Origin of the sequence: Dietzia sp. CQ4 (assembly GCF_014145125.1) — a bacterium.
In the GTDB taxonomy this organism is placed as follows: Bacteria; Actinomycetota; Actinomycetes; order Mycobacteriales; family Mycobacteriaceae; genus Dietzia; species Dietzia natronolimnaea.
Window position 1 is genome coordinate 1 of record NZ_JAALDZ010000077.1, and the last position, 21688, is coordinate 21688.

Annotated in this window: 18 protein-coding genes and 1 pseudogene; 14 read left to right on the top strand and 5 right to left on the bottom strand. The window is 70.4% G+C overall.

Features of this window, described 5'->3' with window-relative positions; all coding sequences use genetic code 11:
- The 6 genes from G6031_RS05290 to G6031_RS05315 all read left to right on the top strand — a co-directional run.
- Nucleotides 1-975, top strand: a 975-nt coding sequence (locus G6031_RS05290; protein WP_182652680.1) for an AMP-binding protein, incomplete at its 5' end; no start/stop codon positions are given.
- A 122-nt stretch (nt 976-1097) separates the two neighbouring features.
- The gene (locus G6031_RS05295) at nt 1098-1883 is read left to right on the top strand and encodes an electron transfer flavoprotein subunit beta/FixA family protein (protein ID WP_179525538.1); all 786 of its coding nucleotides are present in this window, start codon (nt 1098-1100) and stop codon (nt 1881-1883) included.
- A 50-nt stretch (nt 1884-1933) separates the two neighbouring features.
- Nucleotides 1934-2884, top strand: a complete 951-nt coding sequence (locus G6031_RS05300) for an electron transfer flavoprotein subunit alpha/FixB family protein (RefSeq protein ID WP_179525537.1) — start codon at nt 1934-1936, stop codon at nt 2882-2884.
- A gap of 93 nt (nt 2885-2977) precedes the next feature.
- A complete protein-coding gene (locus tag G6031_RS05305; protein WP_182652681.1) occupies nt 2978-4174 on the top strand; it encodes a cysteine desulfurase family protein in 1197 nt (398 codons plus the stop codon).
- On the top strand, nt 4171-5301 hold the full coding sequence (gene mnmA / locus G6031_RS05310) for a tRNA 2-thiouridine(34) synthase MnmA (RefSeq protein ID WP_182652682.1): 1131 nt from the start codon (nt 4171-4173) through the stop codon (nt 5299-5301). Before G6031_RS05305 ends, mnmA begins: the two co-directional genes overlap by 4 nt.
- Nucleotides 5298-6380, top strand: a complete 1083-nt coding sequence (locus tag G6031_RS05315) for a cobalamin-independent methionine synthase (RefSeq protein ID WP_182652683.1) — start codon at nt 5298-5300, stop codon at nt 6378-6380. Before mnmA ends, G6031_RS05315 begins: the two co-directional genes overlap by 4 nt.
- A gap of 10 nt (nt 6381-6390) precedes the next feature.
- On the opposite strand, the gene G6031_RS05320 is transcribed toward G6031_RS05315, so the two are convergent.
- Nucleotides 6391-7086, bottom strand: coding sequence for an exonuclease domain-containing protein (locus G6031_RS05320; protein WP_182611333.1), 696 nt, complete (start codon nt 7084-7086; stop codon nt 6391-6393).
- 59 nt (nt 7087-7145) lie between these two features.
- Here G6031_RS05320 and ligA point away from each other — a divergent pair, with 59 nt between their 5' ends.
- Nucleotides 7146-9341, top strand: coding sequence for an NAD-dependent DNA ligase LigA (gene ligA / locus G6031_RS05325; RefSeq protein WP_182652684.1), 2196 nt, complete (start codon nt 7146-7148; stop codon nt 9339-9341).
- 122 nt (nt 9342-9463) lie between these two features.
- Here ligA and G6031_RS05330 read toward each other — a convergent pair whose 3' ends face one another.
- Nucleotides 9464-10108 carry an amino acid-binding protein gene (locus tag G6031_RS05330; RefSeq protein ID WP_182652685.1) on the bottom strand — a complete coding sequence of 215 codons (645 nt, stop codon included), beginning with the start codon at nt 10106-10108 and terminating at the stop codon, nt 9464-9466.
- Between the two features lie 78 nt (nt 10109-10186).
- On the opposite strand from G6031_RS05330, the gene gatC reads away from it, so the two are divergent.
- From gatC to gatB, 5 genes are read left to right on the top strand one after another with little or no spacing between them, the layout of a single operon-like run.
- A complete protein-coding gene (gene gatC / locus G6031_RS05335; RefSeq protein WP_179525530.1) occupies nt 10187-10486 on the top strand; it encodes an Asp-tRNA(Asn)/Glu-tRNA(Gln) amidotransferase subunit GatC in 300 nt (99 codons plus the stop codon).
- Entirely contained in the window at nt 10483-11937 is a 1455-nt protein-coding gene (gatA, locus tag G6031_RS05340) for an Asp-tRNA(Asn)/Glu-tRNA(Gln) amidotransferase subunit GatA (RefSeq protein WP_182652686.1), read from the top strand. The genes gatC and gatA overlap by 4 nt, the downstream gene beginning before the upstream one ends.
- Complete coding sequence (locus G6031_RS05345) at nt 11934-13337, top strand: DHA2 family efflux MFS transporter permease subunit (protein ID WP_182652687.1); 1404 nt, start codon at nt 11934-11936, stop codon at nt 13335-13337. Before gatA ends, G6031_RS05345 begins: the two co-directional genes overlap by 4 nt.
- A gap of 28 nt (nt 13338-13365) precedes the next feature.
- Nucleotides 13366-14400: an ATP-dependent 6-phosphofructokinase gene (locus tag G6031_RS05350; protein WP_182652688.1), complete on the top strand. Its 1035-nt coding sequence runs from the start codon at nt 13366-13368 to the stop codon at nt 14398-14400.
- A gap of 10 nt (nt 14401-14410) precedes the next feature.
- Complete coding sequence (gene gatB, locus G6031_RS05355; RefSeq protein ID WP_182652689.1) at nt 14411-15892, top strand: Asp-tRNA(Asn)/Glu-tRNA(Gln) amidotransferase subunit GatB; 1482 nt, start codon at nt 14411-14413, stop codon at nt 15890-15892.
- A gap of 73 nt (nt 15893-15965) precedes the next feature.
- Here the strand turns inward: gatB and G6031_RS05360 are convergent, their stop codons facing one another.
- Nucleotides 15966-16994: an oxidoreductase gene (locus tag G6031_RS05360; RefSeq protein ID WP_182652690.1), complete on the bottom strand. Its 1029-nt coding sequence runs from the start codon at nt 16992-16994 to the stop codon at nt 15966-15968.
- 63 nt (nt 16995-17057) lie between these two features.
- Between G6031_RS05360 and G6031_RS05365 the strand changes: the two genes are divergently transcribed.
- Complete coding sequence (locus tag G6031_RS05365; protein WP_182652691.1) at nt 17058-17870, top strand: DoxX family protein; 813 nt, start codon at nt 17058-17060, stop codon at nt 17868-17870.
- Nucleotides 17871-17895: 25 nt separating this feature from the next.
- On the opposite strand, the gene ilvD is transcribed toward G6031_RS05365, so the two are convergent.
- Nucleotides 17896-19734, bottom strand: coding sequence for a dihydroxy-acid dehydratase (gene ilvD, locus G6031_RS05370; RefSeq protein WP_182652692.1), 1839 nt, complete (start codon nt 19732-19734; stop codon nt 17896-17898).
- Nucleotides 19735-19845: 111 nt separating this feature from the next.
- On the opposite strand from ilvD, the gene G6031_RS05375 reads away from it, so the two are divergent.
- Nucleotides 19846-21336, top strand: a complete 1491-nt coding sequence (locus G6031_RS05375) for a DUF3533 domain-containing protein (protein WP_182652693.1) — start codon at nt 19846-19848, stop codon at nt 21334-21336.
- On the opposite strand, the pseudogene G6031_RS18830 reads toward G6031_RS05375, so the two are convergent.
- A pseudogene (locus G6031_RS18830) lies at nt 21322-21663 on the bottom strand (PH domain-containing protein); the annotation flags it as partial. The gene G6031_RS05375 and the pseudogene G6031_RS18830 overlap by 15 nt on opposite strands.
- Nucleotides 21664-21688 lie beyond the last annotated feature (25 nt).

Consider the following 21688-nt stretch of genomic DNA (forward strand, 5'->3'; position numbering starts at 1 on the left):
TACCTGTGGACGCTCCCGATGTTCCACTGCAACGGGTGGTGCACGACGTGGGCCCTGACCGGCGCGATGGGCACCCACGTGTGTCTGCGCGCCGTCCGGGGCGATGAGATCTGGAGACTGTTCGACGACGAGGGGATCAACCGCCTCGCCGGCGCCCCGGCGGTGTTGAGCACGATCGCCGACGACCCGGCGGCCCGGCCGGTGACGGGGATCCGCATGGTCACCGCCGGCGCCCCGCCCTCGCCCACGATCCTGCGACGCTTCGAGGACCTGGGCATCGACGTGACGCAGGTGTACGGGCTCACCGAGACCTACGGGCCGTTCACGGTGTGTACGCCCCAGCCCGACTGGGCGGACCTGGACCCGGACGAGCGTGCGGGTCTCAAGTCCCGTCAGGGCGTGGCCATGATCCACGCCGACACGGTCCGGGTGGTCGAGCGGACCAGCCCCGGCGAGAAGCACCTCGTCGACGTCCCGGCCGACGGCGTGACGATGGGCGAGGTCGTCATGACGGGCAACGGCGTGATGAAGGGGTACTTCGCCGACCCCGAGGCCACGGCGACCGCGTTCGCCGGGGGTTGGTTCCACTCGGGCGACCTCGGCGTGATGCACCCGGACGGGTACGTGCAGCTGCTCGACCGCGCCAAGGACGTGGTGGTCTCCGGCGGCGAGAACATCTCCACGATCGAGGTCGAACAGGCGATCGCGGCGCACCCCGACGTGGTGGACTGCGCCGTGGTCTCGATGCCCGACGAGAAGTGGGGTGAGCGTCCGAAGGCGTACGTCGTGGTGAAACCCGGTTCCGACCTCGACGAGGACGGTGTGATCGATCATTGCCGGACCAGGATCGCCCGGTACAAGGTGCCCGGTGCGGTGGAGCTCACCGAGGCCCTGCCGCGCACCTCGACCGGCAAGGTCCGCAAGAACGAACTCCGTGACGCCGCGTGGTCGGGGTGGGACAAGCGCATCAACTGACGGCCCCGCTCCTGCAGGGTGGGCCCGGGTGACGTTATTGTTGTCCCCAGGACCACAATCCGGTGCGCCCGGCCAGTTCGGATCGCACCCAGCCCCGACTCGCAGGAGGTCGACGCAGGCCCATGACGAACATCGTCGTACTGATCAAGCAGGTTCCGGACACCTACTCGGAGCGCAAGCTCTCCGATGGGGACTTCACCCTGGACCGCGAGGCCGCGGACGCGGTCCTCGATGAGATCAATGAGAAGGCCGTTGAGCAGGCTCTCCAGATCAAGGAGGCCGAGGGGGGCGAGGTGACCGTCCTGACCGCCGGTCCCGACCGCGCCACCGAGGCGATCCGCAAGGCCCTGTCGATGGGCGCCGACAAGGCCGTCCACCTCAACGACGAGGCGCTCCACGGCTCGGACGTCGTCCAGACCGCGTGGGCCATCGCCAACGTGCTGGGCACCATCGAGGGCACCGAGCTGGTCATCTGTGGCAACGAGGCCACCGACGGCCGCATGGGCAGCGTCCCGGCCATCATCGCCGAGTACCTGGGCCTGCCGCAGGTCACCCACATGCGCACCCTCGAGGTCTCCGGCGGGACCATCAAGGGTGAGCGGGAGACCGACGAGGGCATCTTCGAGATCGAGGCGTCGCTGCCCTGCGTCGTGTCGGTCGGAGAGAAGATCAACGAGCCGCGGTTCCCCTCCTTCAAGGGCATCATGGCCGCCAAGAAGAAGCCGGTCGAGGTCCTGACGCTGGCCGACACCAACGTCGAGGCCGGCCAGGTGGGCAAGGACAACGCGGCGACCACCGTCACGTCGTCGGTCCCCAAGCCGCCGCGCAGCGCCGGTGAGAAGTTCACCGACGAGGGCGAGGGCGGCAACGAGGTCGCCAAGTACCTCGTCGCGCAGAAGCTCATCTGATCGCGCTCACCCCGACCGACTCCCACCAGTCTTTTCAAGGAGAATCCACCATGGCTGAAGTCCTCGTCGCGGTCGAGCACGTCGACGGCGAACTCAAGAAGGTCACCCTCGAACTGCTGACCGCCGCACGCGCGCTCGGTGAGCCGTCCGCCGTCGTGTTCGGTGAGACCGGCACCGCCGCAGCGCTCACCGACGCCCTCAAGGAGGCCGGCGCGGAGAAGATCTACGTGGCCGAGGGCGACGCGGTCCAGAACTACCTCGTCACGCCCAAGGTCGACGTCCTCGCCGGGCTCGCCGAGCAGGGCGCGGCGGCGATCGTCCTGGCCGCCACGTTCGAGGGCAAGGAGGTGGCGGGTCGCCTCGCGGCCCGTACCGGTTCCGGCACCCTGTGTGACGTCGTCGAGATCAAGTCCGACGGGTCCGCGGTCCACTCGATCTTCGGTGGCGCGTTCACCGTCGAGGCGACCGTCGCCGGCGACACGCCCATCTACACCCTGCGCCCGGGCGCCGTCGAGGCGTCGCCGTCCGCCGGGGCCGGTGAGGTCGTCGAGGTCGACGTCCCCGAGCCCGAGAACGCCGCCAGGGTCATCTCCCGCAACCCGATCGTCGGTGGCGACCGTCCCGAGCTCACCGAGGCGACCGTCGTCGTCGCCGGTGGTCGTGGCGTGGGTTCGGCGGAGAAGTTCGAAGAGGTCGTCGAGCCGTTGGCCGACTCGCTCAAGGGTGCGGTCGGTGCCTCGCGCGCCGCCGTCGACTCGGGGTACTACCCGGGTCAGTTCCAGGTGGGTCAGACCGGCAAGACCGTGTCGCCGCAGCTGTACATCGCCCTGGGGATCTCGGGCGCCATCCAGCACCGCGCCGGGATGCAGACGTCCAAGACGATCGTCGCCGTGAACAAGGACGAGGAGGCCCCGATCTTCGAGATCGCGGACTACGGCGTCGTCGGCGATCTGTTCAACGTCGCCCCGCAGCTCACCGAGGCCATCAACGCCCGTAAGTGAGTTCGGCGCGACAGCGCCCGGCAGTACCGACCGGACCCCGGCACCCCTGCGGTGCCGGGGTCCGGCGCGTTCGGGCGTATTCTTGCCGACGTCATGCTCACGATCCGCACCGCGCACTATCTCGACCACGCCGCGACCACCCCGATGCGCCCGTCGGCCCTGGCCGCCTACGCCGAGGCGGCCGCCACCGTCGGTAACGCCTCGTCCCTCCACGGAGCCGGCCGCCGCGCCCGTCGCCGGGTGGAGGAGGCCCGCGAGTCACTCGCCGCGCATCTCGGGTGCAGGCCCTCCGAGGTCGTGTTCACCTCGGGCGGGACCGAGTCCGACAACCTCGCGGTGCTGGGCCAGGCGGCCGCCTCGGGCGGTGACGTCGTGGCCGTGGGGGCGACCGAGCACCATTCGGTCCTCGACTCGGCGGCTCACCTGGCCACCGCGCGCGGGGGAGGCGCGGACGTCCGCGTCCTGCCCGTGGACCGGCGTGGGGCGGTCGCTCCCGACACGGTCCGGAGCCTGGCCGACGAGGCGGGGCCACGGTTGGCCCTCGTCGCCGCCATGTTGGGCAACAACGAGATCGGCACGCTGACCGATGTCGCCGGGGTGGCCGCTGCCGCCAGGAGCGTCGGTGCGGCGGTCCACACCGACGCCGTCCAGGCCGTCGGACACGTCCCGGTGGACTTCGGCGCGCTCGGGGTCACGTCGTTGAGCCTGTCCGCGCACAAGTTCGGCGGGCCGCTGGGCGTCGGCGCGTTGATCATCGACCGCGGCGCGGAGTGTCTCCCGGTCGGTTTCGGCGGTGGGCAGGAGCGCGATCTCAGGTCGGGTTCGGTCGACGTCCCCGGGGTCGTCGCGATGGCCGCGGCCCTCGACGAGGCGATCCGGGACATGGACGCCGAGGCGGTCCGCCTGGGACGCCTAAGGGACCGGTTGGTCGCGGGGGTCCTCGCCCGGGTTCCCGACGCCATCGCCAACGGCGGTGGCGAGCGGTTGCCGGGGATCGCCAACCTCACCTTCCCGGGGTGCTCCGGGGAGTCGCTCATCCTGCTGCTCGACGCCGCCGGCATCGAGTGCTCGACCGGGTCCGCGTGCACCGCGGGGGTGGCCGAGCCCAGCCACGTGCTGCTGGCACTGGGCGCCGGAGAGGCGGCTGCGAGGAGCAGTCTGAGACTGAGCCTGGGCCACACCACGACGGAGGACGACGTGGACGCCGCGATCGCCGCACTCGCCCCCGCCGCCGAGAGGGCCCGGGTCGCCGGCCTCGGGTTGATCGGGTCCGGGGTGACGGCGTCGTGAGGGTCCTCGCCGCGATGAGCGGGGGAGTCGACTCCGCGGTGGCCGCCGCTCGCGCCGTGGCCGCCGGGCACGAGGTGGTGGGGGTGCACCTGGCCCTCAGCGCGGACCCGGCGACCCTGCGGACGGGCTCCCGTGGCTGCTGTTCGCGCGAGGACGCCGGTGACGCCCGCCGGGTGGCCGATCTGTTGGGCATCCCGTTCTACGTCTGGGACTTCGCCGAACGGTTCAGGGCGGAGGTGATCGACGACTTCGTCGAGTCCTACTCCCGCGGTGAGACCCCCAATCCGTGTCTGCGCTGCAACGAGCGGATCAAGTTCGAGGCCCTCCTCGACCGGGGGATGGCACTCGGGTTCGACGCGGTGGCCACCGGTCACTACGCCCGGCTGTCCTTCGAGGAGACCGGCGCCGGGCACCGACGTCCAGTCCTCCGCCGGGCGGTCGATCCCGACAAGGACCAGTCCTATGTCCTCGGCGTGCTCACCCCGCAGCAGCTCGCGCACTCGATGTTCCCGCTGGGGGACTCCCACAAGTCCGAGGTCCGTGCCGAGGCCGAGGCGTCCGGCCTGCCCGTCGCGACCAAACCGGACAGCCACGACATCTGCTTCATCCCCTCCGGGGACACCCGTGCGTTCCTCGGCGCGCGGATCGGTCTGCGTCCCGGGGCGGTGGTCGACGCCGACACCGGTGACGAACTCGGTCGGCACGAGGGCGTGTACGGGTTCACGGTCGGCCAGCGCAAGGGACTGGGCCTGCCGGGTCCGGCGGCCGACGGTCGCCCCAGGTACGTCACGTCCATCGACGCCGGCACCGGCACCGTGACCGTCGGGGGATCGGATCACCTGCTGTCGCGGGGGATGACCGCGACCTCGCCCTACTGGCTGGTGGACGACGCCCTCCGCGAGACCGAGTGTCTGGTGCAGATCCGCGCCCACGGTGAGGCGACACCAGGGCACGTGAGACGGGTGGGGGACGGGCCGGACGCCCGGTTGGAGATCTCCCTCGACGAGCCCGTGCGCGGCGTCGCACCCGGCCAGGCGGCCGTGCTCTACCGGCCCGAGCCCGGAGGCGACCGCGTCCTGGGAAGTGGCACGATCACCGCGTCCGTCCCGGTCGCGGGCACCCCGTGACCGCCGTCGAACCGGGTCACACCGGCCCCGGACCGATGCGGGGTGTCGACCCTCGGGAGGCCGCGCGGATCGTGCTGGGTGAATGCCACGGGATGCCGTTCCTGCCCGAACTGTCGGACCGGGGCCTCGGAGCGGATCAGGTGGGCAGGACCCTCGCCATGCTCGCGGACCTCCCGGTCGACGTCTCCACCCGGGGCTGGCGTCTCGCGGGCTCGCCGGGCCGCCACGCCCGTACTGCCGCCGACCTCCTCGACCGTGATCTCGATGCCCTGGAGGAGGCGGACGAGTCGGTCCGGGATCCCGAGGTCGACCGGGCCGCGACGGACCGGCGTCTCGTGGTGCGGGCTCTGGGCCCCTGGTCACTCGCCGCGCAGCTCGAGTTGCCCGCCGGGTTGCCGGTCCTGACCGATCGCGGGGCCCGCAGGGATGTCGCGGAGGCTCTGGCCGAGGGCGTGGCCGCCCGCGTCACCCGGCTGGCGGGACGACTGGGCGTCGGTGCGAGGGTCCTTCTCGACGAGCCGATGCTCTGGCACGTCGCGGCCGGCACGGTGGCCGGACCCAGCCGTTTCGACCCGATCGCGGCAGTGCCGGAGGACCGGCTGTCGCTGTCACTGTGCCGTTTCGCCGACGTCCTGCGCCGCAACGGGGTGGCCGAGGTGGTGGTCCGCGTCCCCGCCGGCACCGGACCCGAGGCGCCCGCGAGGTGGTCCGCGGTCGCGGAGACCCCGGACGGTGAGGCGCCCCTCGACGGGCTCTGCGTTCCGGCGGAACTTCTCCACTCGGGTACCTCCCATCCCGCGCTTGACGCCGCCGGCACGGTCCTCGGCGGAGGGCGGATCCTCCAGCTGGAGGGACTGCCGGGGTCGCCGCGCCCGCCCCGCTCCGGCCCGGAGGTGGAACGCGATGTGTCCGCGATCCTCGCGTTGCTCGAGCGCCTCAGCGCGCCCCGATACGCCGGGTTGGGGCGGCTGGTCCTCACCCCGACCGTGGACGACATGACCTCGGGCCGCCTCACCCCGGTGGAGGCACTGGCGTCGGTACGTCGGGTGGCCGAGGCCGCCCCGCGGCTGGCCGAGTGACCGATCCGATCTAGGTGTCGGCGATCGGCCACTGTGTGTTGACGTCCGAGGCGTCCTTGCCCGACTGCTCGAGATAGGCCGCGAAATCGCGTTGCCGCGTCTCGTGCCACTGCGCCTGCTGCGCGTTGACCGCGCGCCAGTCCGCTCCGGCCAGTTCGGGGATCGAGCCGAGTAGCTTCCACGCCAGGCGGGCCGCCGCGAGCGCATCGGCCGCGGCCTCGTGGGCGCCGTCCAACCGCACGCCGTGGTGGGCGCACAGGGCCTCGAGGGTGCGCTTGCCCTTGCGGTACGGGTCGGTCGCCCGGTCGACGACGTAGGGGTCGATGACCGGGCCGAGCACCTCGAACGAGGGGTCCCATCTCCTGAGGATGGTGAGGTCGTACGCGGCGTTGAACACCACCAGGGTCCGCCCCTCCCGCCACCCCGTCCGGACCCCGGCGATGGTCTCGGCCACCACCTCCGCATGCGGCCTTCCGTGCTGCCTGGCCTGGGCGGTGGTGATGCCGTGCACAGCCGTGGCGCCCTCCGGAATGTCTATACCCGGATCGGCCATCCAGTTGAGTTCCACCTTTCGGGGCCCGTCGATCGCGACGAGGGCCGAGGTGACGACATGCGCGGTCCGGGGATCGGGTCCGGTGGTCTCGAGGTCGAATGCCAGCAGCCGGTTCCGGTCGAGGGAGACAGGGGTGATGTTCTCTGGGTTCATGCGGTCACCGTAGGCCAGCGCCCCGACACGCCGGGCATGTGTCGCATTACCCTGTCCTCGTGAGCCAAGCGAGTCGAAGCAACGAGCCCGTCGGCACCGGGGACATCCCCCCGGAGGTACGGCAGGCGTGGACCGACCTCGCGGAGACGGTGCGGGATCACCAGTTCCGCTATTACGTCAAGGACGCCCCCATCGTCTCCGACGCCGAGTTCGACAGGCTGTTCCACGACCTGGAGGCGCTGGAGGAACTCCACCCCGAGCTGCGTACGGCGGACTCCCCGACACAGCTCGTCGGGGGTGGCTTCTCCACCGATTTCGCGCCGGTCGAACACCTTCAGCGGATGACGAGCCTGGATAACGTGTTCTCCGAGGAGGAGCTGCGCGCGTGGGTGGCCTCGGCGGTCGAACAGGCTCACATCCCCGCGGAGGACCTTCGGTTCCTGTGCGAGGTCAAGATCGACGGGGTGGCGCTCGACCTGGTCTACCGCGAGGGGAGGTTGGTCAGCGCGGCCACCCGCGGGGACGGTCGAACGGGCGAGGACGTCACGCTCAACGCCCGGACGATCGACGACATCCCGGTCACGCTCACCCCGACGAAGGACCGCCCCGTTCCCGCGTTGCTCGAGGTCAGGGGGGAGGTGTTCTTCCGGCTCGAGGACTTCGCCGACCTCAACGCGCGGCTCGTCGCCGACGGCAAGCCACCGTTCGCCAATCCCCGCAACAGCGCGGCCGGGTCACTGCGGCAGAAGAACCCGGCGATCACCGCCCAGCGCCGCCTCGGGATGTACTGTCACGGCCTCGGCGTGGTCGAGGGAGCGACCTTCGACAGCCTCCACGACGTCTATCTCGCGCTTGCGGACTGGGGCCTGCCCGTCTCTCCCCACACCGCCCCGGCGACCGGGGTCGACGAGGTACTCGAGCGGATGCGGTACTGGGGCGAACACCGGGACGACCCCGAGCACGAGATCGACGGCCTCGTGGTGAAGATCGACGACCGGGCCGTCCAGCGTCGACTCGGTCAGACGTCGCGGGCACCGCGGTGGGCGATCGCCTACAAGTACCCGCCCGAGGAGGTCATGACCGAGTTGCTCGACATCCGTGTCTCCGTGGGTCGTACCGGGCGGGTCACACCGTTCGCCCACATGGAGCCGGTGCTCGTCGCCGGCTCCACGGTCTCGCTCGCGACCCTGCACAACCAGACCGAGGTCAAGCGCAAGGGTGTTCTGATCGGTGACACCGTGGTGATCCGCAAGGCCGGGGACGTCATCCCGGAGGTCCTCGGCCCGGTGGTGGAGCGCCGGGACGGGACCGAGCGCGAGTTCGTCTTCCCCGAGCGCTGCCCCGAGTGTGAGACCGTCCTGGCGCCGGCGAAGGAGGGGGACGCGGACTGGCGTTGTCCGAACCAGCGGTCCTGTCCCGCACAGCTCCGAGAGCGACTGTTCTACCTGTCCTCGCGGAACGCACTCGACATCGAGGCGCTCGGCTACGAGGGAGCCTCCGATCTCCTCGCCAGCGGGGTGCTGGACAACGAGGCCGGTCTGTTCGACCTCACCGAGGCGGACCTCCTCCGCACCTCCCTCTACACCCGACTGGACAAGGCGACACGCAAGCAGGTCGAGGAGGGCGCCGAGCCGGAGCGAACCGTGCTCACCGAGAACGGCCGCAAGCTGCTGGCGAATCTCGAGACGGCGAGGGACCGGCCACTGTGGCGGGTGCTCGTCGCGTTGTCGATCCGCCACGTCGGGCCGACCGCCGCACGCGCGTTGGCCACCCGGTTCGGCACCATGGAGGACATCCGCGCCGCCTCGGAGGTGGAGCTGGCGGAGACGGACGGCGTCGGCGCGACCATCGCGGCCTCGGTGGTGGAGTGGTTCGATGTGGACTGGCATCGCGAGATCGTCGACCGGTGGGCGGCCTCGGGCGTCTCGATGGCCGATGAACGGGACGCGTCGATCCCGCGCACCCTCGAGGGCCTGACCATCGTGGCGACCGGATCCCTGGAGGGGTTCACCCGCGACGGGATCAAGGAGGCGATCATCGCTCGCGGTGGCAAGGCCTCGGGATCGGTGTCCAAGAAGACCGACTACGTGGTTGTGGGGGACAACCCGGGGTCGAAGGCGGCCAAGGCTGAGGAGCTGGGGCTGACCATCCTCGACGAGGCCGGCTTCGTGGAGCTGTTGGAGAACGGCCCGGCGCGGGAGGACGAAGACGGGGCCGACCCCGAGCCCGCCGATCCCGGGGGCGCCGCCGACTGATCGCCTGCCCGGGTGCGCTGCGTGTCGGGACCCAACCGTCCGCGCAACCCTTCGGGACGCGGGCACAGGGGCCGCGTATGTCGGAGGACCGACGTGAGCCGGGTCAGCCGGGGCGCGTCGGGTCAGCCGGGGTTGAGAGACCGCAGGATCCCGGTGAGATACCCCAGCCGGGCGATCTCGGACGGCCGGAACGACGGCCCGCCCGGCCGGCCGACCACGAGGACGTGCCCGGAGGAGAGCGGTGCCGCGGCGACCGCGGTGTCCATCGACGTCCACTCGGCCGGCAGATCGCCCTCGAGTGCGGACGCCCGCTCGAGGTGGCGTACCGCCTCGACGCGGCCCCCGTCCCACAACGGTGCGGCGGCGCCGCGTGCGATCAGTCGGCAGTCGTCGGAGGCCTCCTCCACGACGAGCGCCCAGCCGAGGCGCAGCGCCGCGGGCAACTCGTCGGCGAGCATCTGGTCCGCACCCGCACCCGCGCCCGCCACCGCGTCGATGAGCTCGAGTTCGCGGTGCGCGTCGAGGATCCCGCCGAACGGCCGCAGTGAATCCACCATGACCCCGTCGAGTTGCTCGGCGGCGGTGATCAGCGTGTCGGGGAAGGTCCCGTTGGGGACGTTCACCACGATGTCGTCCACGGCCACCCCGTCGAACCGGTCCACCACGTCGAGGCTGATGATGTCCGCGCCGGCGGTTCCCAGGGCGACCGCGAGGGAGCCGAGGCTGCCCGGTCTATCGGGGAGCAGGACGCGGAGCAGATATGACATGGCGCCCATTGTGCCGCACTCCGATGGCCTGACTAGGCTGGGCCGGTACCGACACGCCACGCCGAAGGGACTACACACGTGACCTCGATCTCACGCGGGGACGTCGCGCATCTGGCCAGGCTCTCCCGCCTGGAACTGAGCGACTCCGAGCTGGATTCGTTCGCGAGACAGCTCACCGACATCCTCGACCACGTGCAGGCCGTGTCCGAGGTCGCAGCGGACGACGTCCCGGCGATGAGCCATCCCACCGCGATCTCCAACGTGTACCGCGACGACGTGGTCACCCCGGGTCTGACGCCGGAGCAGGCGCTCGACCAGGCGCCGGCCGCGGACCAGCAGCGCTTCGAGGTCCCGCAGATCCTGGGGGAGGAGGCATGAGTTCGCTCACCACCGCCACCGCCGCGGAACTGGCCGGACGGATCGCCGCACGGGAGGTGTCCTCTGAGGAGGTCACCCGGGCACACCTCGACCGGATCTCGGAGGTCGACGGGGAGATCAACGCCTTCCTGCACGTGGGAGCCGACGAGGCGCTCGAGGCCGCGCGCACCGTAGACGCCCGTCTGTCCGCCGGCGAGGAACTCGGCCCGCTGGCAGGGGTTCCGATCGCCCTCAAGGACGTGTTCACCACCATCGACGCACCCACCACGTGCGGGTCGAGGATGCTCGAGGGCTATCGCTCCCCGTACGACGCCACGGTGACCGCGAGGCTGCGGGAGGCGGGCATCCCGATCCTGGGCAAGACGAACATGGACGAGTTCGCCATGGGGTCCTCGACCGAGAACTCGGCGTACGGCCCGACCCGCAACCCGTGGGATCCCAGCCGCACCCCGGGCGGGTCCGGGGGTGGCTCCGCTGCTGCCCTGGCGTCCCACCAGGCCCCGATCGCCATCGGCACCGACACCGGCGGGTCCATCCGCCAGCCGGCCGCCCTCACCGCCACGGTGGGCGTCAAGCCGACCTACGGCACCGTGTCCCGGTACGGCCTCGTGGCCTGTGCCTCGTCGCTCGACCAGGGCGGACCGTGTGGTCGCACGGTCGAGGACACCGCGCTTTTGCACCAGGTGATCGCCGGGCACGACCCGCGCGATTCCACCAGCCTCGACGTGGCGATCCCGGACGTGGTCCGAGCGGCGCGCGAGGGCGCGAGGGGAGATCTGTCCGGTGTGCGCGTGGGCGTCGTCACCGAATTCGCCGGTGAGGGGTACCAGTCGGGGGTCGAGGCGTCGTTCCGCGCCTCGGTGGACACCCTGCGGGAGCTGGGTGCGGAGGTGGTCGAGGTCTCGTGCCCGAACTTCCGTTATGCACTGCCCGCCTACTACCTGATCCTCCCGTCCGAGGTGTCCAGCAACCTGGCCCGGTTCGACGCCATGCGGTACGGCCTGCGGGTCGGCGACGGGTCCGCAGATCAGGTCATGGCGGCGAGCCGCGACGCCGGGTTCGGTCCCGAGGTCAAGCGACGCATCATGCTCGGCACGTACGCCCTCTCGGCCGGCTACTACGACGCGTTCTACGGTCAGGCACAGAAGGTGCGCACGCTCATCGCGCGCGACTTCGACGCCGCGTACGAGAAGGTGGACGTCCTGGTGTCGCCCACCACCCCGACGACCGCGTTCCCGCTGGGCGCCAAGGTCGAGGACCCGGTGGCCATGTACCAGTTCGACCTCTGCACTCTCCCGCTCAACCTCGCCGGGCACTGCGGCATGTCCGTGCCGTCCGGTCTCGTCGACGGGCTCCCGGCGGGCCTGCAGATCATGGCCCCGGCACTGGCCGACGACCGCCTGTACCGGGTGGGTGCCGCCTTCGAGGCGGCGAGAGGCCCGATCGCGTGACCACGGTCCCCGAGAGGGACGCATGGAAGGCCCTGGCGGCGCTCGTCATCGGGTTCTTCATGATCCTGGTGGATCAGACGATCGTCGCGGTCGCCACCGACGCCTTCGTCACGCAACTCGGCGCGTCGACCAACCAGGTGATCTGGGTGACCAGCGCCTACCTGCTGGCCTACGTCGTACCGCTGCTGTTCACCGGCCGTCTGGGCGACCAGATCGGACCCCGCGCGGTCTCGATCGCGGGACTGGTCCTGTTCACGGGTGCCTCGCTGTGGTGTGGACTCGCGGGCAGTATCGAGACGCTCATCGTCGCGCGGGTGTTCCAGGGACTCGGTGCCGCGCTGCTCACCCCTCAGTCGCTCAGCGTGATCACCAGGGTCTTCGCCCCTCAGCGTCGCGGCGCGGCCATGGGGGCGTGGGGGGCGGTCGCGGGGATCGCCTCGGTCGTCGGACCCGTGTTGGGTGGGGTTCTCATCGACGCGTTCGACTGGCGCGCGATCTTCTTCGTCAACATCCCCTTCGGCGTCCTGGCCGTGGTCCTGGTGTGGCGGTGGGTCCCGAGGCTCGAGACCCGCTCGCACTCCTACGACATCCCGGGCATCGTGTTGTCGGCCCTGGGCATGTTCCTCCTGGTGTTCGGAATCCAGCAGGGCGAGTCCCACGGCTGGGGAGGGACCACTCTCGCGCTCATCGTCGCGGGAACGGCGGGCCTGGCGGCATTCGTGTGGTGGCAGTCGCGCGTGCGCACGGAGCCGTTGGTACCTCTACGCCTGTTCCGGGACCGCAACTTCTCGATCGGCACCTTCGGTGTCTCCACCATCGGCTTCGTCACCGCCGGCACCATGGTCCCGCTGATGTTCTACCTGCAGGGCGTCAAGGACCTCAGTCCCACGCGCGCCGGTCTGATGCTGTTGCCGATGGCGCTGATCGCGGGCGTCCTCGCACCGGTCGTCGGGCGGTGGGCGGACAGGATCGACCCGCGGTTGTTCACGGGGATCGGGTACTTCTCCTACGCGATCTCCCTGTTCTGGCTGGCTCTGGTCATGGACTCGCAGACCTCGATCCCCGTGCTGCTCGGGCCCATCGCGCTGATGGGGGTGGCCAACGGGTGTGTCTGGGCGCCCACGTCGTCGACCGCGATGCGGCGACTCGAGCTCGCCTCGGCGGGAGCAGGCTCGGGGGTCTACAACACCACCCGCCAGGTGGGCGCCGTCCTGGGTTCCGCGGCGATTGGTGCGTTGATGCAAGCACGGCTGGTCGTCCACGGCGACGTGGGGCAGGCGGTGGCGGACGCCATGTACCTTCCCGCCGTGGTGGTCCTGCTCGGGGGTCTGGCCACGATGGCGTTTCGTACCGGTGAACAGTCACTGGAGCCCGGCGCGGTGACCAGGCCCCGGCCCTAGACTGCGGGAGAAACGAGAGGAGTCCGACGTGCGTATAGGCGTGCTGACCGCAGGCGGAGACTGCCCCGGACTCAACGCGGTCATCCGCGCGTTGGTGCGGACCGCCCATTCCGAGTACGACTCACCGGTCCTGGGCTTCCAGGACGGGTGGTCCGGGTTGGTCCACGACCGTGCGGTCCCGTTGTTCGACGACGAGGGGATCGACCGCATCCTGCTGCGCGGTGGCACGATCCTCGGAACGGGCCGACTCAACCCGGACATCCTCACCGGCAGCCTGCCGGAGATCCGGCGGACCCTGCAGCGTCATTCCCTCGACGCGCTGGTGGCGATCGGTGGCGACGGGACGCTAAAGGCGGCCCGGTGGCTCACGGAGAACGGCGTGCCGGTGGTGGGCGTCCCCAAGACCATCGACAACGACGTGGCGGGAACCGACTACACCTTCGGCTTCGACACCGCGGTCTCGATCGCCTCCGACGCGATCGACCGCCTGCACACCACGGCGGAGTCCCACGAGCGGGTCATGCTCGTGGAGGTGATGGGTCGGCACGCCGGGTGGATCGCCCTCCACGCCGGGCTCGCGTCCGGGGCGCACATGATCGTCATCCCCGAGGTGCCGTTCGACATCGACTACGTGTGCAAGGTGATGAAGCGCCGCTTCCAGATGGGAGAGGCGTACGGCATCTGCGTGGTGGCAGAGGGCGCCACACCTGTCGAGGGCTCGGGGATGACGTTGCGGCAGGGCGGGACCGACCAGTTCGGTCACGAGGTGTTCACCGGTGTCGCGGACCAGATGGCGTCGGCGATCGCCTCACGGATGAACCGCGACGTCCGCACCACGGTGCTGGGGCACATCCAGCGCGGGGGAACCCCCACGGCATACGACCGTGTCCTGGCCACCCGTTTCGGAGTCCACGCCGCGCATGCGGTGCACCGCGGGGACTTCGGTCAGGTGGTGGCCCTGCGCGGGGAGTGCATCGAGATGGTGCCGGTCACCGAGGCCGTCGCCGTGCTCAAGACCGTTCCGGAGGACCGCTACCGCGAGGCCGCCTGCCTCTTCGGCTAGATTGTTCCGCATGGAGTTCACCGAGGTCGTGTCACGTTTCGATCCCGTCATGGGCATGGAGGTGCACGTCGAGCTGCACACCGCCACCAAGATGTTCTGCGGGTGCCCGACCGCGTTCGGGGCGGACCCCAACACCCAGGTGTGTCCGGTGTGCATCGGTCTACCGGGGGCGTTGCCCGTGGTCAACGGGCAGGCCGTCGAATGGGCGATCAAGATCGGGCTGGCCCTCGGGTGTTCGATCGCGCCGTACAGCCGGTTCGCGCGGAAGAACTACTTCTACCCGGACCAGCCGAAGAATTATCAGATCTCGCAGTACGACGAGCCGATCGCCCATGACGGTTTCCTCGACGTCCAGCTCGAGGACGGCACCACCTGGCGCGTGGAGGTCGAGCGCGCGCACATGGAGGAGGACACCGGCAAGTCCACCCACGTCGGCTCGGCCACCGGCCGGATCCACGGGGCCACGCATTCTCTGCTCGACTTCAACCGCGCCGGCGTTCCGCTGATCGAGATCGTCTCCAAGCCGATCGTCGGAGCGGGGGAGCGCGCCCCCGAGATCGCCCGCGCGTACGTCTCCGCCCTGCGCGACCTGCTCCGGAGCCTCGACGTCTCCGACGTCCGCATGGACCAGGGGTCGATGCGGTGCGACGCCAACGTCTCGCTGATGCCCAAGGGCGCCACCGAGTTCGGCACCCGGACGGAGACCAAGAACGTCAACTCCCTGCGCAGCGTCGAGATCGCCGTACGTCACGAGATGTGCCGCCAGGCGGACGTCCTGACCTCCGGTGGGGAGGTCGTGTTGGAGACTCGGCACTTCCACGAGTCCGACGGGACCACCACGGCGGGCAGGCCCAAGGAGTCTGCCGAGGACTACCGATACTTCCCCGAGCCCGACCTCGCACCGGTCGAGCCGCTGGACGAGCTCATCGAGAAGATCCGCGCCGAGTTGCCCGAGCTGCCGTGGTTGCGCCGCGATCGGGTGCAGGCCGACTGGGGTGTCTCGGACGAGGAGATGCGCGACCTGGTCAATGCGGGAGCCCTGGACCTGATCCTCGCCACCGTCGACGCCGGCGCGCCCCCCACCGAGGCCCGCTCGTGGTGGGTGGCCTATCTGTCGCAGCAGGCCAACAAGCGCGGCGTGGGCCTGCCGGAGCTGGAGATCACCCCCGCCCAGGTGGCGCGGGTCATCGAACTGGTGACGGAGGGCACGCTCACCAACAAGCTCGCCCGTCAGGTCGTGGACGCGGTCCTCGACGGCGAGGGTGAGCCGGACCGGATCGTGGCCGAGAAGGGCCTCGAGGTGGTCCGTGACGACTCGGCCCTGCAGAAGGCGGTCGACGACGCCCTCGCGGCCCAGCCCGACATCGCCGAGAAGATCCGCTCCGGAAAGGTCCAGGCCGCCGGGGCGATCGTGGGCGCGGTGATGAAGGCCACGCGTGGCCAGGCGGACCCGGCGAGGGTCAAGGAGCTGGTGATCGCCGCCTGCGGCTAGGCGTCATCACCGCCGCCGAGCCACCTGCGGGCCCCGGTGCCTCGGATCTCGGATCTCCGGTCTCGGCCCAGGCTCAGGTCCGGGCGTCCCCGCCGCCACCACCGGTCTGGGGCAGGATGACGGCGCGGTCGTCGGTGGGGACCGGAGAGCCGCCTCGCTTGTTGGTGGTCCCTCCGAGCAGGACCCCCTCACCGACCGCCGCCAGACCGGTGATGCGTCCGTAGCGTCCCTCGGCCAGTGCCTCGGGCTGGCCACGCGCCGCCCCACCCGCGAGGGGGAGGGTGTCGGCGCGTTCGCCGTCCGGCAGCGCGAGTGCGAGTGAGTCCTCGGCCGCGGCGCATCCTCCCGCCGAACGCTGGTCGGGCCAGGTCCAGATGATGCGATCGGCGCTCCGGATCACCGCGCCGCGGTCGGTGACGCTAGAGAGGTAGAGGTCGGTTCCGTGAGTGCACAACCCGCTGATCCGGCCTAGGTCGCGGGCGACGACTACCGGGTCGTCCGCCGTGCCGATCCCCCTGAACCCGGGGAATCTCACCAGCTCCGCGCCCACGCCCACCGTCAGGACGCCGTCGACGAACGCGAGCCCCCCGCTCTCCGCGGGGGCGAGCTCGGCGACCGTTCTAGGTGCGTCCCCGCGGGCGAGTCGTTCGACTCTCGAGGGGCCGTCGCCGACGACGAGGAGGTAGACCAGCCGGTCCTGGGCGAAGTCGGGGGAGGGCGCTATCGCCGCCACCCGCCCTGCGCGCGGGTCGACCCGACCGAAGTCCTCGGGTGGACCGTCCACCGAGACGATCTTGACGCCTCCCGTCGACTCGGCGACCAGCGCTCGTTCTCCGAGACCGGCCACAGCGACGGCCGGATCGAGGCACGTCGCGATGACGGCGGGGTCCGGGTCCACGCACGGGCCTGTCTCCGGGGGCGCGTCCTGCTCGCCCGATCGTGGAGACGAGGTGGGCGGGGGTGGGCCGGGCGGGCTGGACGGCGGGGCTGCGCCCATCCCCGGACCGGGGGCAGGGGTGAAGGGTGCCTCGAGACGATCGTCGAACCTCGCGCACCCGGCCATCGCGACGGCCACGACCACCAGCAGCGAGAGCGATCTCATGACGACAAGACTACGGTGCGCCGTGTCCTGGGTGCGGGTGCCGGGGAAGCGGCCTATGGTCGCATGGTGACTTCCTCAAAGCCCGGAGACGACGCCCGAACCGAGATCATCCACGATGTCGACTACCCGCTCGACGTCCCCAACTCGACGGGGACCGGTTCCGGCACGGGGACCACGGACTCGGCGACCACGGCATTTCCCGCGGCGGGCCGGACGGACTACTCGCAGTTCTCGGAGTCCGGGGGATACGACACGTCGACGCCGTTGCCGTTCGGCGACCAGCCCACGACGATCGACCCCGCCCCCCGGGACGAGATCTCTCGGCGTGGCACCACCGACTTCGGATTGTTCCTCCTCCGTCTCGCCGTGGGCGTCCTCCTGGCGATGCGTGGTCTGCAGAAGCTGTTCGGTCTGTTCGGAGGCCCGGGACTGGACGGATTCACGCAGACTCTCACCGAGTCGGGCTTCGAGCAGGCGCGGCTCCTCGCGATCGCCGGCGGCGCCGTCGAGCTGGTGGCGGGGATCCTGCTCGTCGTGGGCCTGGCGACGCCGGTCGCGGCGGCCGGGTTGCTCGGACTGGTCGGGTTGGGACTCGCGGTCCGGCTGACCGGCGACGACCCCATGCCGCTCCTCGGCGAGACGACCCGTGGTCTGGAGACGTCGGTCCTGTACGTCGCCGCCCTGCTCGCGCTTCTCTTCGCGGGAGCCGGGCGCTGGTCTGTCGACCGCAAGTGGCGGTGGTCGCACCGCCCCCGGTTCAGCGGAGTGATCTGGCTGCTGCTGGCCGTCATCGCGGCAGGAGTGATCTGGTACCTGCTCAACGGCACCAATCCGTTGATGTCCACCACCGACAGCCCCGCGGTCACCGCGGGCTGATCGCCCGGGTGGCGGGCCGTCGAGGTCAGTCGGGCAGGATTCGCACGGCACCCTTGTCCGCGGACGACGCCATGGAGGCGTACGCCCGCAGCGCGGCGGAGACCTTCCGGTCGCGGTTGCCCGGACGCCACGGCGCAGGTCCCTTGGCCGCCCGGCGACGGTCCAGCTCGTCGTCGTCGACTTCCACAGAGATGGACCGTGTGGCCACATCGATCGTCACCACGTCACCGTCCTGTATCAGTCCGATCGGGCCGCCGGCGGCGGCCTCAGGGGCGATGTGCCCGATGGACAGACCCGACGAGCCACCGGAGAAGCGACCGTCCGTGATCAGGGCGCACCTGGCGCCCAGGCCGGCACCCTTGATGAACGCGGTGGGGTGGAGCATCTCCTGCATGCCGGGACCGCCGGCCGGGCCCTCGTAGAGCACCACCAGCACCTCGCCGGGCTGCAGTGTCTTGTTCAGGATCACCGACACCGCCTGCTCCTGCGACTCCACGACCCGCGCGGGACCGGTGAAGTGAAAGTTTTCCTCGGACACGCCGGCGGTCTTGAAGACAGACCCGTCCGGCGCGATGTTGCCGCGGAGCACGGCCAGCCCACCCTCGGCCGTGGCCGGGTGCTCGACGGAGTGGATGCACCCCTCCACGGCGTCCGTGTCGAGTGATTCCCAGCGGTTGTCCGTGGAGAACGGCTCGATGGTGCGGACCCCGCCCGGGGCGGCGTGGAACAGGTCGATCGCCTGCTCGGTGGCGGTGCCGCTGCGGATGTCCCAGTCCGCGATGTACTGCTCGAGCGAGGGGGAGTGCACCGAGTGGACGTCCGTCTCCAGCAGGCCGCCGCGGAACAGTTCGCCGAGGATCGCCGGGATGCCACCGGCCCGGTGGACGTGCTCCATGTAGTAGTCCGAGTTAGGTGCGACCTTAGCCAGGCACGGCACCCGACGGGAGATCTGCTCGATGTCGTGCAGATCGAAGTCGACCTCACCCTCCTGCGCGGCGGCGAGGATGTGCAGCACGGTGTTGGTGGAACCACCCATGGCCACATCGAGTGTCATGGCGTTGGCAAAGGCCTCCTTGCTGGCGACCGATCGCGGCAAGACCGACTCGTCGTCGTCCCGGTAGTAGCGGTGACAGAGGTCCACGATGACCCGGCCGGCCTCGGCGAAGAGTTCGCGTCGCGCGCTGTGGGTGGCCAGGGTGGAGCCATTGCCCGGGAGGGACAAACCCAGGGCCTCGGTGAGGCAGTTCATGGAGTTGGCGGTGAACATGCCCGAGCAGGATCCACAGGTGGGGCAGGCTGAGCGTTCGATGGCGTCGAGGTCCTCCTGGTCGATCGCCGAGTTGGCCGAGGCGGAGATCGCGGTGACGAGGTCGGAGCCGGCCTTGACCACACCGTCGACGACCACCGAGAAGCCGGACTCCATGGGGCCGCCGGAGACGAACACGGTCGGGATGTCGAGCCGCATCGCCGCGTTGAGCATGCCCGGCGTGATCTTGTCGCAGTTGGAGATGCACACCAGTGCGTCGGCCGTGTGTGCGTTGACCATGTACTCGACGGAGTCGGCGATGATCTCGCGGCTGGGCAGTGAGTACAGCATCCCCGCGTGACCCATGGCGATGCCGTCGTCCACAGCGATGGTGTGGAACTCGCGCGCGACGCCGCCCGCCGCGGTGATCTGCTCGGCGACGATCTCCCCGACGTTCTTCAGGTGGACGTGCCCCGGGACGAACTGCGTGTACGAGTTGGCGACCGCGATGATCGGTTTGCCGAAGTCGGCGTCCGTCATGCCGGTGGCGCGCCAGAGGGCGCGAGCCCCCGCCGCGTTGCGTCCGGCGGTGCTGGTACGGGACCTCAGGGCGGGCATGGGACCTCGATCCGGTTCGGGGGACGAGTACACGATACCCGCGCTGGCAGGAGTAACTTCGTCCCGGTCGGCCGTATGGTCGACCGGCGTTCCACACGAATGAGGATCACCATGACCGACTCCGGCCACACCGGCGGCTTCCGCGAATTCGTCTCACACTCGGCAGGCGCGGTGGTTCTGGTCTGCGGGCTGTTCTTCCTGCTGTCCTTCATGTATCTGGGAGGCACCGCGGACCCCCAGGCCCACGCCAGACACATCCCCGTGGCGGTGGTGGACTCCGACCGCGGCGCGTCGTTGGACACACCGATCGGCGTGCGGGACCTCGACGTGGGATCGCAGATCACCGCCGGTCTACTCCAGAACAACGACTGGGAGAAGATCCGTCTGCACGTGGTGGACCCCGAGACGGCGGAGGAGGGGCTGCGTGACGGATCGTATTTCGGGGCGATCCGGATCCCCGCCGACCTGAGCGAGCGGGTGGTCGGCCTGGTCGAGGCGGCGGCCACCGAAGCGGGGGACGCCGCGGAGCCTCCCGCGCCCGCCCGGATCACCGTCGAGTACTCGCCGCGCGTGTCCATCGTGTCGAGCCAGGTTATGAACACCATGGCGGGGGCAATGCAGGAGTCGTTCCGCGACCGGATGGGCCCCAGGCTGCTCTCCGACTCACAGCTGCTCGCCGAGGCGGAGGGCAGGACGATCGGCGCCGCCGCGAACCTCGCGCTCGAGGACCCGGTCGGGATCGACGTGACCGCGTGGAACCCGCTGCCGGAGGGGGTGTCGAATGCCTCGCTGCCGATGTTCTACGCGTTGATCGTGGTCCTCGCGGGCTTCACCGGGGCGATGATCATCTCCGCCCTGCTCGACGCCCGGCTCGGGTTCATCCCCCTGGAGATAGGCCCGCTGGCACTGCACGTCCACGTGGCCCCGTTCGGCCGGCTCCAGACGCTGGCCCGCAAGTGGGTGGTGACGCTGGTGACGGCCCCGCTCGTGTCCGGGCTGTGCCTTCTCGTCGCGCACATCATCGGGGTCACCGGGTACGACCCGTGGCACATGTTCTGGTTCTCGAACCTCGTGATCGTGGCGGTGGGGGTGTGTGCACACACGATCATCGCGGCGATCGGGAACGCCGGACTGTTGGTCAACCTGGTCGTGTTCGTGGTGCTGGGGATACCGACGTCGGGCGGAGCCACCCCGACGCAGATGCTGCCGCAGGTGTTCGTCGCGATCGGCAACCTCCAGCCGATGCACCAGGCCTACCTCGGACTGCGGTCGATCATGTTCTTCGACTCGAGCTGGGACGCGGGCCTGGGGCACGCGGTGTGGGTCCTCGGCGGCTGGGCGGTGGCCGGACTGCTCGCGGGGGTGGCGGTCACCCTCGCCTACGAGCGCATGGGGCTGCGCCGCCAGGCCGTCGCCGACCGTGTTCCGGCGGGCGGTCGCTCTCTCGACCGGCGCTCAGGAGGTGCTGTCGGTTCGCGGGGCGCCGTCCGTCCGGGAGGCGCCGTCCGTCGGGGCGGCGCCGTAGGGGTCGCGGATGCGCCCCCGGCTGGCGACGGAGAGCCGGGGGAGATCGTGGAACGAGACCCCGCCCATCGGGAGTGAGTCATCGGTGGTGGTGACGAGGCGGGCGAAGCCGCTCTTGGGGAACAGCACCCCCTTGACCTCCTCCCAGGGAACGGACCTGCTCGCCCGCCACGTCGACAGGTGGACCCCGTCCTCGTCGATCCTGGTGTGGGTCCGTGCGACCCACCAGCCGAATCCGATCGGGAGCAGCACGAGCCATCCCAGAGCAACGGGATAGGCGGTGACGGGCCAGAGGATCGCCAGGACGACGATGGCGATGACGGCGTAGGACATGGGGTTGACCCGGAAGAGTGCGCGGTCGGTGGGCGTGGACTCCGGGTGGGGTGCTCTGAATGCGGCGCTCATGGTGCCCTCCACTGTCTCACGGTCC

Excerpts from the sequence above, each read along its gene's own strand:
- G6031_RS05365 (WP_182652691.1), top strand. The coding sequence starts at position 17,058 with ATGGTGACTTCCTCAAAGCCCGGAGACGACGCCCGAACCGAGATCATC.
- G6031_RS05295 (WP_179525538.1), top strand. The coding sequence starts at position 1,098 with ATGACGAACATCGTCGTACTGATCAAGCAGGTTCCGGACACCTACTCG.
- gatB (WP_182652689.1), top strand. The coding sequence starts at position 14,411 with ATGGAGTTCACCGAGGTCGTGTCACGTTTCGATCCCGTCATGGGCATG.
- G6031_RS05375 (WP_182652693.1), top strand. The coding sequence starts at position 19,846 with ATGACCGACTCCGGCCACACCGGCGGCTTCCGCGAATTCGTCTCACAC.
- G6031_RS05320 (WP_182611333.1), bottom strand. The coding sequence starts at position 7,086 with ATGAACCCAGAGAACATCACCCCTGTCTCCCTCGACCGGAACCGGCTG.
- G6031_RS05300 (WP_179525537.1), top strand. The coding sequence starts at position 1,934 with ATGGCTGAAGTCCTCGTCGCGGTCGAGCACGTCGACGGCGAACTCAAG.
- gatA (WP_182652686.1), top strand. The coding sequence starts at position 10,483 with ATGAGTTCGCTCACCACCGCCACCGCCGCGGAACTGGCCGGACGGATC.
- ilvD (WP_182652692.1), bottom strand. The coding sequence starts at position 19,734 with ATGCCCGCCCTGAGGTCCCGTACCAGCACCGCCGGACGCAACGCGGCG.
- G6031_RS05330 (WP_182652685.1), bottom strand. The coding sequence starts at position 10,108 with ATGTCATATCTGCTCCGCGTCCTGCTCCCCGATAGACCGGGCAGCCTC.
- G6031_RS05305 (WP_182652681.1), top strand. The coding sequence starts at position 2,978 with ATGCTCACGATCCGCACCGCGCACTATCTCGACCACGCCGCGACCACC.
- G6031_RS05360 (WP_182652690.1), bottom strand. The coding sequence starts at position 16,994 with ATGAGATCGCTCTCGCTGCTGGTGGTCGTGGCCGTCGCGATGGCCGGG.